Genomic DNA, 13,077 nt, shown 5'->3' with positions numbered 1-13,077 from the left:
ACGATTCTACGCGGGAACCGCGGCGGCCTGCCTCCAGTGCTGATCGATGCGCTCCACTGCCGCCTCGGCGGCCCGCTGCAGAGCCCGCCGGACGGCTGAGCGCGGCGCGGCCTCGGCCAGCAGAGCACCGTCCCACAGTGCGCGCCTCATGACCAGCGGGTCCCTCGGGACAGTGGTGATGCCGGCGGGGGTGAACCGCTGCGCAATCGCCGCCTGCAGCTGCGACTCGGGGGCGGCGCGGTCGGTGCCGTTGATGATGACATGCACGGGAGCCGAGGTGATCGCCTGCAGCGGCCCGACTTCGCGGACGAACCGGGTGATGGACACGGGGTCAGCGGCGCACACTCCGATCACTTCGTCGGCCTCCGCGAGCGCCGAAATGGCGGCTCCGTCGCGGCAGGAGATGAGCGAGTCGGCCAGGGCGTCGTCGTCTTCCAGGCCGGCGGCGATGTCGACCACGACGGCGTCGGCCTCGCGCGCCAGCGCCGCCAGCACCGCGGTCAGCGCCGACGGCTCCACCTCCGCCCACCGGCTCGGCACACCGATGCCGGACAGCAGGCGCAGGTTCGGTTCGATCTCCGGCACGATGCGGTGCAGCGCGTCGGCCGTCAACTGGGACGAGGTGGCGAGCCGTGCTGCGGTGACGAGCCCGGGCACCTCGTCGACCACCCCCAGCAGCTGGGACTGGCAGGGGGCGTCAGTGTCGGCGTCCACCAGAATGGTGCGTCGTCCGGCACGGGCGAGCTCCCCGGCGATGTTCGCGGCGATGGTGGAGCGTCCCGGTGCCCCGGCGGGCCCCCAGACCGTGATGATGCGTCCGCGCGGCTCATCCACAGGTTCGTCCGTGGTCCATGCGTCCGCGTCATCGGCGCCGGCGACGGCCTCGAGGATCGTGGAGTACATCTGCTCGACATCGGCGGCAGGGTCGATCCCCCAGGTGATGCCGAGGTCCGCAGGGGCGCGCCGCGTCCCTCCGTCGAGACCGATCACGGCGGTGCCGCCGGCCATCAGCTGCGCGACGCTGGAGCGGTCAAGGCCGTCGACGTCGCAGTCCACGAGGACCGCGTCGGCCACCCCGGCGCTGACAGCGGCGAGGGCTTCGGTGAGTTCCGCGCAGCGGCGCACGACCCGCACCCGGTCGGGCAGTTCGGTGGCGAAGGCATGGACGATGCGCAGTTCGTCCGCGCCGGAGGCGAGGAGGACGAGGTCGATCATCAGCCGACCTCCGTGCCGCCGAGGACTTCGATGGCGAACATCGAGTCGTCGCGGTCGATGGCTTCGAGCACTTCGGCGACGGAGTCCGCTGGGACGAGCACCTCGACCGTGGCCTTCTGCATGCTCAGGGAGCTGCCGCTGCTGACGGACCGCACCTGGGCGCGGTCCACCAGCATGTGCGCGCCCTTGGTGCTGGCCTCGGCGCCCTCCTTGGCACTGGCGGCGGTCCACACTTCGACCACGTCACCGGACTGCAGGCCGGCAGCGGCGCCGGACTCGATGGGAACGGCGATGGGCCGCAGGGTGCTCTCCTCGCTCTGCCCGATGGCGGAGACGGGCAGCAGCTCGCCCTGTTCGATGCGGGTGGCGGCGAGCGCCCCCGCGGGGATCTGATCGGCGGAGACGGCGTAGCTGCTGGAGCTGTCGCCGAGGCTGACCTCGACCTGCCGGAACGCGGAGGGGTCGATCTTCTGCCCTTCGGCGATGTCGGTGGTGGCCACCAGGACGGTGGTGGTGCGGGTGGCTGCAGTGAGGATGCCGGCTCCGGCGAGCACGCTGATGAGCACCAGGGCGATTCCGGTGAGCAGGCGAGGATCGCGTGCACGGGGGCGGCGCAGGCGCATGGCGCGCACTGGAGCCCGCCCTGGTGCGAGGACGGCGGGGCCGACGGGGTCGGGCGAGCGGGTCTGCTCAGCCCCTTCGGAATCGCGGTTCTGCGCGGCGGAGGGACGGCGGGAGAAGATGCTCATAACGAATCCTGGGTCGACGGTGACGGGACTGTTCGTCCACGCTAGGCCGAGCATCACCATGGTGGGGCGGTTGTGGATGAACGGTGTCCGTATTGAGACCTGGTGTCCTCCGGGGGCGGGCCGCTGGAACCGTCCCGGGCCGGAGCGGCGCGTCTGGTCGAGGTTGTCCACAACAGGTCGTTCACGGCGCGGCTGCGGCAGTGTGCGTGAGAGGATGAGGACCCACGAACCACCCCGCGCGTCGGAAGGACTCGAGCATGGCCGCACGCTTCATCCCCCTGTCTGAGGTTGCTGAGCAGCTGTCCATCAGCGCCTCGCAGGCGTATGCGCTCGTGCGCAGTGGGGAGCTGCGGGCCATCAAAGTGGGCGGCCGCGGCCAGTGGCGCGTGGAGCAGGCCGAACTGGAGGCGTACATCGCCCGCAAGTACAAGGAGACGGAGTGGGAGATCGCGCAGGAGCGCGCCGCCGCTGCCTCATCTGCTGACTGAGGCGACCGTCGCGATCGCCGAGAACGGGATCGCAAGGAGGTCCGCACCGCGCTGATCGCCCCGCAGATCCAGGTGATCCGCCCACACGGCAGCGATTCTGCCGCGCAGCGTCTGCACCCCGGCTGCGACCACAACGGCCCGCCGGCTCTCCTCCCAGTCACTGAGAACGGACCGCAGTGAACGGCGGTCGAACCCGTCGGCCCCGCGGGACCGCTGCGACAGACCTGTCGCAATCTGGACTGCATCCATCCGCACGAGCGTCGCTGCGTCCCCGTCAGAGATCGTCACCCAGTCGGCGCCGACCTCCGCAACCGTGCCGCGGAGCACTCCCCCAGTGATGAGCGTGAGCCGCACCTGAGTGCCCCCATTGCCGGCGAAGCGGTCAGCGAGCCCGATCGATCCGCGCTCCAGGCGGGCGAGTTCACGGGCGCTGCGGCGCGCATCGAGCTGCGAGGCGTGCTGCAGCTGGGCAGCGACATCCTGCAGACGCTCGTCACCGCTGACGGACGAACCCGGTGGACGACGACGGTGTCGGCGGGGCTGGTGTGCGTCACCGGCCGGTTCAACCACGGCAGCTCCTGGTGTCGGCGAGGGCGGCCTGTCCGCCTACGAGTTTTCACGAATGTTAGCAAAGCGGTTGCGACCCCCTCAATGTGGATCTAACCTCATGATCACATTCCAAACAGGACCAATATTTATCAAACTGCATCAAACAGCATGAATGGTGTCGGCGCGGGGCAGCATCCCACCGGCACCCGCCGCAGAGGGGATTCCCATGGACCACCAGCACCACCACGGGCGAGGGACCGCCATCGCCGCATCCGCCGGCGCTGCCGTTCTGAGCGTCAGCAGCACAGTGTTCGCACTTGCGCAGGGCGCTCTGGTCGCCGAGTCCGATCGCATCCAGCAGCTCACTGCTGGGCTCCTGGCCGCTGCAGCGGCTGCGCTGGGAGTCTGCGCCGCGTACCTCGCCCTCGTGTGGGCCCTCATCGCGGTGACCCGCGTGTTCGGAACCGGCTCGGCCGCCGGCCGCATCAGCTTCGGTGCCCTGCGGGTCATTGCTCCACGACTCGCCAAGACTGTGGTCGGGTCCGGACTCGCGGCGGGCAGCGTGGTCGCGTTCAGTGTGTCGGCTGTGGCCGCAGAACCCGCCCCGGCACCGTCCGGTGGGTTCGGCTGGTCGACGCCCTCGGAGCAGTCCGCAGCGGATGACTCCGCCGACGGCTCTGCTGAGGACGGTGATCTGAACGCGGACGACCTCGAGATCGGGTGGGCGCCCCAGCACGACTCCGCCAGCGCACCGCCGGACGCCCCCGCGGATGCACCGCCGCCGGCACCCGCGCCCGCGCGCGATGCGCCCGAACCGGCCAGTGATGAGCCGGCACCGTCCACCGATGAGCCGGCACGCGCCCCTGAAGATCCGACACCCGCCACTGAAGCACCGACACCTGCTCCTGACGAGCCGGCGCCCGCTTCTGAGTCGCGCACCCCGGCGCCGGCATCCGACGCGCCCGCACCCGGCACCACCGCGACTGTCCGCCCGGGCGACTCCCTCTGGCAGATCGCCTCCCACACCCTCGGCCCCTCCGCCGACGACGCCGACATCGCTGCCCTCGTGGAGCAGATCGCCGCCGACCCGGAGAACCGCATCGAGGATCCGGATCTGATCCACCCCGGCGATGAGCTGCACATTCCCTCGGCGGCCGCCCCCACCATCACTCCTGCTGACTGACGAGACGACAAGGAATCCGCATCATGTCCACAGCCCCGATCTCCTCCACGCCCGCAGCTCGTCCCAGCCATCAGCTGGCCCCGTCGGGACCGTTCGCCGACCCCGACAGTGGGGAGCGCGCCGTCACCGCTGTCGCGCGCAACGCGCTTGAAGTGATCCTCGGCCAGCGCCCGCTGACGAGCCTGGACCAGATCGTTGACCTCGAGGTTCGCCGCCGCCTGCATGAGCGGGCGCGGCTGATCGCCGATGTCGCCGCTCAGCGGGGAGTCAGGACCGCTGCCCGCATCCGCGTGGGCGGGGTCCGCTTCTGCGCCGTCACCGACACCGCGGTCGAAGCGAACGCCGTCATCAGCGACTCCCACCGCAGCCGCATGGTCGTCATGCGCTGGGAGCTGCGCCGCGGACGCTGGAAGGTGGTCGTCCTGGACGTCGGCTGAGGGGCCGGCGTCCCCGCTCCTCCCCTCGATTCCGCCCTGCACGAGCGATGCCCCGCCACCTCACGGTGACGGGGCATCTGAATGCACCGGACGATGCAGATCAGCGCCGGCGGCTCTTCGCCTGCTTCTTCTCCGCGCGGCGCTGCTCACGCTCAGCCTTCCGTCGCTCAGCGCGCGACATCGGCGCGGCGCTCTCGCCCTCCGCGGAGGAGTAGGACAGCTGGGAGGGGTTCACCGAATCCTCCAGACCCTTGGCGTGGAGGTGGATCTCGCTCGCCTCATCCTCGAACTCAGCGTCCTCACCCGACGCTGCACTCTCGGTGTCGGCAACCGGTTCGGAGCCGGCCTCGGCGGCTGCACCGGCGGAGGCGCCGACGGAATCGGCGTTCGCGGACAGGGTCGCGGCGCTCTTGGCGAGGAGGTTCTTCACCGCATCCGGGACGAGAGGCTGGCGCTGCACCTGCACGTTGAGGTTGAACAGGTACCCGACCACGTCCTCCTTGATGCCCGCCACCATGTCCTGGTACATCAGGAAGCCCTCGCGGCCGTACTCCACGAGCGGGTCGCGCTGCGCCATGGCGCGCAGACCGATGCCCTCCTTGAGGTAGTCCATCTCGTAGAGGTGGTCGCGCCAGCGGTTGTCGATGACCCGCAGGATCACCTTGCGCTCCAGCTCACGCATCGCGTCCGAACCGAGCTCCTCTTCGCGCTTCCCGTACGCGATGCGGATATCGGACAGCAGCTCCGTGCGCAGGCGCTCCCGCGTCAGGTTCTCCTTGCCGCCGACCTCGTCGATCAGGTCCTCTTCGGTGAACGACACCGGGTACAGGGACTTCAGCGAGCCCCACAGTTCGTCGAGCTCGAAGTCCTCCGCGCTGCGGCTGCCGGTCGCGTTGGCGACGGCGGTGGTGATGACGTCCTCGAGGTAACGGTCGATCGTCGCGGTGATGTCCTCACCGTCGAGCACCCGGTTGCGGTCGCCGTAGACGCGTTCGCGCTGCTTGGTGAGGACATCGTCGTACTTCACCACGTTCTTGCGGATCTCGAAGTTCTGCGACTCGATCTTGCGCTGAGCGCCCTGGATCGCACCGGACACGAGGCGGCCGGTCAGCGGCGTGTCCTCATCCACGCCGCCGCGCGCCATGATCTGCTCCACGCCCGGGCCGGCGAAGCGGCGCACCAGCTCGTCCTGCAGCGACAGGTAGAAGCGGGACTCGCCCGGGTCGCCCTGACGGCCGGAACGGCCGCGCAGCTGGTTGTCGATGCGGCGGGACTCGTGGCGCTCCGTGCCCAGCACGTACAGTCCGCCGAGGTCGCGGACCTCATCCGCCTCGTCCTTCACCTGGCGCTTGGCGCGCTCCAGCGCCTCCTCCCAGGCCGCCTGGTACTCCTCCGGGTTCTCCTCGGCATCCAAGCCGCGGTCCTCCAGGGACTTGTGCGCCATGAACTCGACGTTGCCGCCGAGCATGATGTCGGTGCCGCGGCCGGCCATATTGGTGGCCACGGTGACGGCGCCCTTCGCACCCGCCATGGCGACGGTGGCGGCCTCACTGGCGTGGTTCTTGGCGTTCAGCACGTTGTGCGGCACGCCCTTCTTCCGCAGCAGCTCCGAGAGGTGCTCGGACTTCTCCACGCTGGTGGTGCCCACCAGCACAGGCTGCCCCGTCTTATGGCGTTCGACGATGTCGTTGACGACCGCGGCGAACTTTCCGCGCTCCGTCCGGTAGATCTCATCCACTTCGTCCACACGCTTGGTAGGGAGGTTGGTGGGGATCGGCACCACGCCGAGCTTGTAGGTCGCCATGAATTCGGCGGCTTCGGTCTCAGCGGTGCCGGTCATACCGGCGAGCTTCTCGTACAGCTTGAAGTAGTTCTGCAGGGTGATGGTGGCGAGGGTCTGGTTCTCCGCCTTGATCTCCACACCCTCCTTCGCCTCAATGGCCTGGTGGACGCCCTCGTTGTAGCGGCGCCCGGCGAGGATGCGACCGGTGTGCTCATCGACGATCATCACTTCGCCGTCGATGATGACGTAGTCCTTATCGCGCTTGAACAGCTCCTTCGCCTTGATGGCGTTGTTGAGGAAGCCGACCAGCGGGGTGTTGAGCGACTCGTAGAGGTTGTCGATGCCGAGCTCGTCCTCCACCCGGTCGATGCCGGGTTCGAGAACGCCGACGGTGCGCTTCTTCTCGTCGACCTCGTAGTCACGATCGCGGCGCAGGGTCTTGACCACGCGTGCGAACTCGGCGAACCACTTGTTGACGTCGCCGGACGCGGGACCGGAGATGATCAGCGGGGTGCGGGCCTCGTCGATGAGGATGGAGTCGACCTCATCCACGATGGCGAAGAAGTGGCCGCGCTGGACCCTGTCCTCGGCGTTCGTAGCCATGTTGTCGCGCAGGTAGTCGAAGCCGAACTCGTTGTTCGTGCCGTAGGTGATGTCCGCGGCGTACTCGCGCCGACGCTGCGCCGGGGTCTGGCCGGCGATGATGACGCCGGTGCTCATGCCGAGGGCGCGGAACACGCGGCCCATGAGATCGCTCTGGTAGGAGGCGAGGTAGTCGTTGACGGTGACCACGTGCACGCCCTTGCCGGCGAGGGCATTGAGGTAGGCGGGCAGGGTCGCGACGAGGGTCTTGCCCTCACCGGTCTTCATCTCAGCGATGCGGCCGCGGTGGAGGGCGGCGCCGCCCATCAGCTGCACCGGGTACGCGCGCTGGCCGAGGACTCGGCGGGCTGCTTCTCGAACCGCGGCGAACGCCTCGATCATGATGTCGTCGAGCGTCTCGCCGTCCTCGAGGCGCTGGCGGAACGCGTCGGTCTCCGCACGCAGCTCGTCATCGGTGAGCTCGCGGAACGACTCTTCGAGCTTCTCCACATCATCGGCGATCGCCGCCAGACGCTTCTGCTCACGGCCTTCGCCTGCTCGCAGGATCTTCTCGAAGAAGCTGGCCACTCGTACTCCCTGGATTGCTGAACGTCAGTGTCGTCGGCCTGAGAAGGGCCCAGCCCACGCTAGTCGGGCCACCTTGGAGTCTACAGACAATGAGCGGGCGGGACGCGCCCGTTGTGGTGCGTCCCGCCCTGCGGGTCGTGGTCCGCTCGACTGCGCGGGGCCGACGGGGTCATCCGCCGACGGGTGCGGAGCCGATGCGCGTGCCGGTCATGGCCGGACCCTGCTCACGCTGAGCGTGCGCTCACTGTGAATCGGTGTCCAGTTCGATGACGCCGTAGTTCCAGCCCTTGCGGCGGTACACGACCTTCGGGTGGTTCGTGTCCTTGTCGACGAACAGGAAGAAGTCGTGGCCCACCAGCTCCATGCGGTACAGGGCGTCGTCGATGGTCATCGGCTCAGCCTTGTGCTTCTTCTCGCGGATCACCACGGGCGACTCCGGGGCATCAGCAGCGGTGTCCGGCTCCGGGTCGACAGCCTCGATGGAGCCGGTGGCAGTGCGCTCCTTCTGCTCTTCGATGAGCCGATCCATGTGGACCTGGTCCTCGCCCATGGTGCGCAGGGACTCGGTCTCCACCTGGTGGGCGCGGTCGCGGCCCTTGCGGCGATCCTTGCGGCGGTCGCGCAGGCGGCGCAGACGCTCCATGAGCTTGTCGTAGGCGAGATCGAGGGCGGCGTACTGATCGGCGGCGCTGGCCTCGGAGCGGATGACGGTTCCGTTGTCGTGGACAGTGAGCTCGATCCGCTCCTTCTGGTCCGCCAGTCGCGGGTTCTTCTCGGTCATCACGACGACGTCCGTGCGGGATGCGTTCGGGGCGAGCTGGTTGACCTTGTCGAGCTTGTCGTTGATATGGCGCTGGAAGCGCTCCGTCACGTCGGTGTGGCGGCCGGCAACGTTGATGTCCATGGAATCCTCCAAAGAGATGAGACTCGAAGAATGCGCTCGTGCGCATCCTGATCAGGGTGGGGTGCGCATCACCTCCGACTCTGCTCGAGGATCCAGTCGCCGCTAGCGGCGATCACCGGGGCTTCCGGTGACTTCATTATCCCCGATCGAACTGACAGTGTCATGAGAGTCACAGGCACGTTGCGAGCAGGATTCACGGCCTGACGGACGTTGGCCCGACGCGCTGTGCGGCCGCCACGACAACAGCGCCGAGAACGCGGCACCCGGCCGCTTCGAGCGCATCCGCGGCGGCGGCGAGGGTTGCTCCGGTGGTGGCGACGTCATCCACCAGCACGACGGACGGGCCCCGCCCTGGCGCGTTCCGCGATGTCCCGGTCGTCGGACTTCTCGCCTCGTCGGCGGCGCTCCTCGCCTCTGCCGCGAAGTGCGAGGATCCGAGCGCGCGGGTGACGGCGCGGCCGCTCACCCGCATTCCGCCGGACAGGCGCCGCTCCCGCCGATTCCGTACCCGTCGGCCCGCCACAGCACCACCCGACCGTGCTGCCACGGCAGCACCCGAGCGCGCAGCCGACGCACCTCCCGGCAGCCCCGCGGGCGCCCCGCTCGCCCGCGGCAGCGACAGGCACGACACCACCGGTGTCCGGAGGGACTCCCCCAGCGCCTCCGCAATGAGCTGCGTGTGCTGCTCGCCCCGTCGGCGCACCGCCGCCCCGCTCGAGGGCACCGGCACCAGCACACCACCGTGCCGCAGCAGCTCCCGCGCCGGATCCAGCAGACTGCGGGCGAACGGCTCCGCGAGCGCAAAATGGCCACCGTTCTTGAACGCCAGCACCAGTGCCTGCAGTCGGGCCGTGTAGTCCCCCGCCGCCACCACCGGCATGCGGGGTCTGAACGACACGGCTCCGCGATGCTCACCGAGCTCATCGGGGACGGCGAGCTGCAGGGCGTCGAGCCGGTCATCGACCCGCTCGGCGCCCATCTCGAGCACCGCGGCGCAGTCCGCGCACAACACCCTCCCGCCGACACCGCAGGGGCAGGCCGTCGGCAGCAGAACATCGGCGAGGGACCGCAGAACGGTGTGGGTGGTGGCATGCATGAGCATCATGCTGGCTCGGCGCGCACGGCGGCGCGCGGCGGCCGGCCCTTCTGGGGACGACTCGACGTGTGGACAGCGCTGAGGCGCGGACCGGGGTGCGGCGAGGCGGCGGCGGAACCCGCTGCACGCCCCGCGTGGAGTCCCAGATGATCGCCTGCGGACTCTGGCCCTCCGCTGCCGGCACGAACACGATCATCGCCTGCTTGGAGTACCAGCAGAGCTCACCGGAGCCGTTCACCGGCAGCGGCATCGTCTGGACCGTGGACAGGCCGATCGGATCACCCTTGCGGCTGCGGACCACCGCGCTCTCACCGAGCAGCAGCCGGCCGTCCCGTTTGATCAGCAGCGCCAGCTGCGTGGAGCCCAGCCCCAACGAGGCGCTGCAGATCTCGTCGCCGTCGGCGAGGTTCAGCAGCGCAGACGAATGCTCCGCCCCGCCGGACTCGTTCACGGCGAGGAGTTCACCGGGACGTTCGGAGTCCGCGGTCCAGATCCACCCGAACTGGTCCACCGATGGGGGCACCAACGCCTGCCCGGTCAGCGCCTCCCTGCGCTGGAGGCGACCGTCGGTCGACCCCGTCAGCAGGGTCCGGCGGTCCGGCGTGAGCGCTGCCGCGGTCGAGGACCGAGGGGACCCCACCGGTGCGATGACGCAGTCCTTGGCGAAGGCGGGCACGAGGGACAGCGTGCTGTACCCGTCACCGCTCTCGCGAACCGCCATCACAGCGGCGCGCCGCCGAGTGCCTGCGCCACCCGGTCCACAGCGCGGGCCTGGACGAACCAGCGCAGATCCCCCACCAGAGTCGTGCGGGTCGGGTCGAGGTATGCGATCCTGACCGGCGTCCACAGAAGGTCGAAGGTGGCCTGCGAGATGACCACCATGTCCGGCGGGTCCGCGATCCGCCATTGTCCGGCGACCCGGGTCAGATGGAGGGTGTATCGCATCGGCTCCCCATCCAGGAGCCAGGTGCGCACACCGGAGGAGTCCACGCGGGTCACCGCCGTCAGCGTCACCTCCACGGTGGAGGTGTCGACCTGCGAGATCACCGGTTCTTCATTGGGAACATGGACGAAGACCTCCGTGTCCGGCGCCTACGTGCGGGCCTTTTCGGGCGTGAGGAACTGGCGGGCGACCGCGGAAGCGGACGCAGCCGCTGCGAACGCTGTGAGCGCGCCGCGGCGGGTCAGGCCCCGGCTCCTCATCCGATCTCCCGCGGAGTGCCCACCCACTCGCCGTCGTCCGGCAGCTCCCATGACCGCCGCAGCGCCAGAGGGGAATCGTCCACGGATGCGTCCGGAGTCTTCGGCAGCGTCAGGCGGAACACGGCGCCGCGGCCCTCCTGGCCCCACGCCTCCAGCCAGGCACCGTGCAGGTGAGCATCCTCCGCCGCGATCGACAGGCCGAGGCCGGCACCGCCGAGCGTGCGGGAACGCGCAGGGTCGGCTCGCCAGAACCGGGAGAAGACATGGCGCGCGGACTCCTCGGAGATGCCGACGCCGAAGTCCTGCACGATGATCGCCGCGCACTTCTCGTTCGACGCGGTCTCCACCGCCACCGGGCCGCCCTCCGCGTGCTCCAGCGCGTTCACCAGCAGATTGCGGACGATCCGCTCCATACGGCGGAAGTCCATCTGCAGCAGGATCGGCTCCTTGTGCCACTTCACGCAGAACGCCGAATCCGCCTCGTCAGCGATCGGCTTCAGCAGCTCTACCGTGGAGCGGGCCACATCGCTGAGGTTCTCCTCGCGTTCGTCGAGGATCGCGGCTCCCGCGTCGTGGCGGGAGATCTCCAGCAGGTCCGCCAGCATGTGGTCGAACCGGTTGACCTGGTCGGTCAGCAGCTGTGTGGTGCGCCTGATGGTCGGGGAGAACGAGTCCTTCTCCGCATCCAGCACGGACGCCGCCATCTTGATGGTGGTCAGCGGGGTGCGCAGCTCATGGGAGACGTCGGAGACGAAGCGGTGCTGCACATGGGACAGCTCCGTGAGGTCCGTGATCTTCTCCTGCAGGGACTCCGCCATCCGGTTGAAGCTAGTGCCCACGGTGGCGAGCTCGTCGCCGCCGCGCACGTCGATGCGGTAGTCGAGGTCACCGTCGGCGATGCGCTCAGCGGCGTTCGCGACCCGCCCCAGCGGAGTCTTCAGCATGCGCGCAATGATGATGGTGATGCCGAGCAGCAGCAGCATGATGACAGCGCCGCCGGTCAGCAGCACGGGCCGCATGAACGAGAGCGTGTTCTGCTCCTCCGCGAAGGAGTACAGCATGACGAGGTCGAAGGATCCCGATCCGGGCACGCTGATCCGCACCGCGGTCAGCATTCCCGGGGTGCCGTCCTTCAGCTTCACGTTGCGGTGCACGATCGACCCGGTGGAACCGGACAGCTGCCCTCGCAGCTCGGGGTCCACGTAGTCCATCACCGCGCGGTCCGTGGAGATCGTGGACATGGTGGACTCCTCATCCACCGGCAGCAGCGCCGCTGACGAAAGCGGGCCGTGCTCTTCGGTGCGCAGCGACTGGATGAACTGGGCGACCGAGTCCTGGCGTTCACCGGGGCTGCTGCCCACCGAGCTGCGCAGTTCTCGGGTCAGCGAACTGCGCGCGAGCTCGGTCTGCTCGAACACGAGGTCGCGGCGCTGATCGTAGAGTCCGTCGGCGATGACCGTGGAGAGGTAGCCGCCCACCGCGGTGATCGCGATGGTGGACAGGACGAGGGTGATGACCGCAACGCGGACGCTCAGCGGCCAGTGGGGGTAGTGACGCCTGCCGGAGCGTCCGAGGGGGGCGCTACTTTCCTGCTCGATATCCGACACCACGAACCGTCACCACGATCTGCGGGTTCTCCGGGTCGAGCTCGATCTTGGCGCGCAGTCGCTGCACATGCACGTTCACCAGGCGGGTATCGGCGCTGTGGCGGTAGCCCCACACTTCGCGCAGCAGGACCTCGCGGCTGAACACCTGCCACGGCTTGCGCGCCAGCGCCACGAGGAGGTCGAACTCGAGGGGGGTGAGCGGCAGGCGCTCCTCCCCGCGCCACACGCGGTGGCCCTCCACATCGATGACGATGTCCGCCACCTTGAGCGTTTCGGGACCGGGCTCCTCCTGCCGGCGCACACGGGCGCGGATGCGGGCGACCAGTTCGTCCGGATCGAACGGCTTCGTCAGGTAGTCGTCGGCTCCGGCCTCCAGACCCTCCACGATGTCCTTCGTGTCACTGCGGGCGGTCAGCATGATGATGGGAACACCGGAGACCTCGCGCATGCGGCGGCAGATCTCGTTGCCGTCGGTCCCCGGCAGCATCAGGTCCAGGAGGACGACGTCGTACATGCCGTCCTCGAAGCCGTCGAGTGCTTCATTCCCGTCCGCTGCGGTGGTGACATCGAACCCCTTGCCGGTAAGAACGATGGAGACCATCTCGGCGATGGCCGCATCATCATCGACCACGAGGACCTTGGGTGAAGTGCTCATGGGTCCCATTATGCCGGAAGAGGACGGAAATTCGCTGA

General features: G+C 68.9%; 12 protein-coding genes and 1 pseudogene. 3 read left to right on the top strand and 10 right to left on the bottom strand.

All coding sequences use genetic code 11. The features are described from left to right. Positions 1–6: 6 nt before the first annotated feature. A complete protein-coding gene (locus FHX50_RS01235) occupies positions 7–1,215 on the bottom strand; it encodes a CpaE/TadZ family protein (RefSeq protein ID WP_183373695.1) in 1,209 nt (402 codons plus the stop codon). Continuing rightward, the gene (locus FHX50_RS01230) at positions 1,215–2,135 is read right to left on the bottom strand and encodes an SAF domain-containing protein (protein ID WP_183373693.1); all 921 of its coding nucleotides are present in this window, start codon (positions 2,133–2,135) and stop codon (positions 1,215–1,217) included. The genes FHX50_RS01235 and FHX50_RS01230 overlap by 1 nt, the downstream gene beginning before the upstream one ends. Positions 2,136–2,221: 86 nt before the next feature. On the opposite strand from FHX50_RS01230, the gene FHX50_RS01225 reads away from it, so the two are divergent. Next, positions 2,222–2,452: a helix-turn-helix domain-containing protein gene (locus tag FHX50_RS01225; protein ID WP_183373691.1), complete on the top strand. Its 231-nt coding sequence runs from the start codon at positions 2,222–2,224 to the stop codon at positions 2,450–2,452. Here the strand turns inward: FHX50_RS01225 and FHX50_RS01220 are convergent. Beyond that, on the bottom strand, positions 2,438–3,022 hold the full coding sequence (locus tag FHX50_RS01220) for a hypothetical protein (RefSeq protein ID WP_183373689.1): 585 nt from the start codon (positions 3,020–3,022) through the stop codon (positions 2,438–2,440). The two genes, FHX50_RS01225 and FHX50_RS01220, sit on opposite strands and share 15 nt — an antisense overlap. A gap of 205 nt (positions 3,023–3,227) precedes the next feature. On the opposite strand from FHX50_RS01220, the gene FHX50_RS01215 reads away from it, so the two are divergent. Together FHX50_RS01215 and FHX50_RS01210 are read left to right on the top strand one after the other, a co-directional pair. Continuing rightward, a complete protein-coding gene (locus FHX50_RS01215; RefSeq protein WP_183373687.1) occupies positions 3,228–4,184 on the top strand; it encodes a LysM peptidoglycan-binding domain-containing protein in 957 nt (318 codons plus the stop codon). Positions 4,185–4,207: 23 nt separating this feature from the next. Then, a complete protein-coding gene (locus FHX50_RS01210; protein ID WP_183373684.1) occupies positions 4,208–4,621 on the top strand; it encodes an Rv3235 family protein in 414 nt (137 codons plus the stop codon). Positions 4,622–4,721: 100 nt separating this feature from the next. Here the strand turns inward: FHX50_RS01210 and secA are convergent, their stop codons facing one another. From secA to mtrA, 7 genes and pseudogenes are all read right to left on the bottom strand, one after another. Further along, a complete protein-coding gene (gene secA, locus FHX50_RS01205; RefSeq protein ID WP_183373682.1) occupies positions 4,722–7,574 on the bottom strand; it encodes a preprotein translocase subunit SecA in 2,853 nt (950 codons plus the stop codon). 241 nt (positions 7,575–7,815) lie between these two features. After that, a complete protein-coding gene (gene hpf, locus FHX50_RS01200) occupies positions 7,816–8,478 on the bottom strand; it encodes a ribosome hibernation-promoting factor, HPF/YfiA family (protein ID WP_183373673.1) in 663 nt (220 codons plus the stop codon). Positions 8,479–8,671: 193 nt separating this feature from the next. Then, on the bottom strand, positions 8,672–9,526 hold the full coding sequence (locus FHX50_RS12420) for a ComF family protein (protein ID WP_425485173.1): 855 nt from the start codon (positions 9,524–9,526) through the stop codon (positions 8,672–8,674). Next, positions 9,435–10,250 (bottom strand): LpqB family beta-propeller domain-containing protein, encoded by an 816-nt coding sequence (locus FHX50_RS11965; protein ID WP_343064020.1) that lies wholly within the window; start codon positions 10,248–10,250, stop codon positions 9,435–9,437. Before FHX50_RS11965 ends, FHX50_RS12420 begins: the two co-directional genes overlap by 92 nt. Positions 10,251–10,294: 44 nt before the next feature. Next, a pseudogene (locus tag FHX50_RS01190) lies at positions 10,295–10,648 on the bottom strand (LpqB family beta-propeller domain-containing protein); the annotation flags it as partial. A 125-nt stretch (positions 10,649–10,773) separates the two neighbouring features. Further along, positions 10,774–12,387 carry an MtrAB system histidine kinase MtrB gene (gene mtrB, locus FHX50_RS01185; protein WP_183373667.1) on the bottom strand — a complete coding sequence of 538 codons (1,614 nt, stop codon included), beginning with the start codon at positions 12,385–12,387 and terminating at the stop codon, positions 10,774–10,776. Further along, positions 12,359–13,048, bottom strand: a complete 690-nt coding sequence (mtrA, locus tag FHX50_RS01180) for an MtrAB system response regulator MtrA (protein ID WP_275436560.1) — start codon at positions 13,046–13,048, stop codon at positions 12,359–12,361. The genes mtrB and mtrA overlap by 29 nt, the downstream gene beginning before the upstream one ends. Positions 13,049–13,077: the final 29 nt, after the last annotated feature.

The organism is Helcobacillus massiliensis (genome assembly GCF_014191425.1).
Taxonomy (GTDB): Bacteria; Actinomycetota; Actinomycetes; order Actinomycetales; family Dermabacteraceae; genus Helcobacillus; species Helcobacillus massiliensis.
Note: the sequence above shows the minus strand (reverse complement) of the source record. Positions and strands in the feature narration are given on the sequence as shown.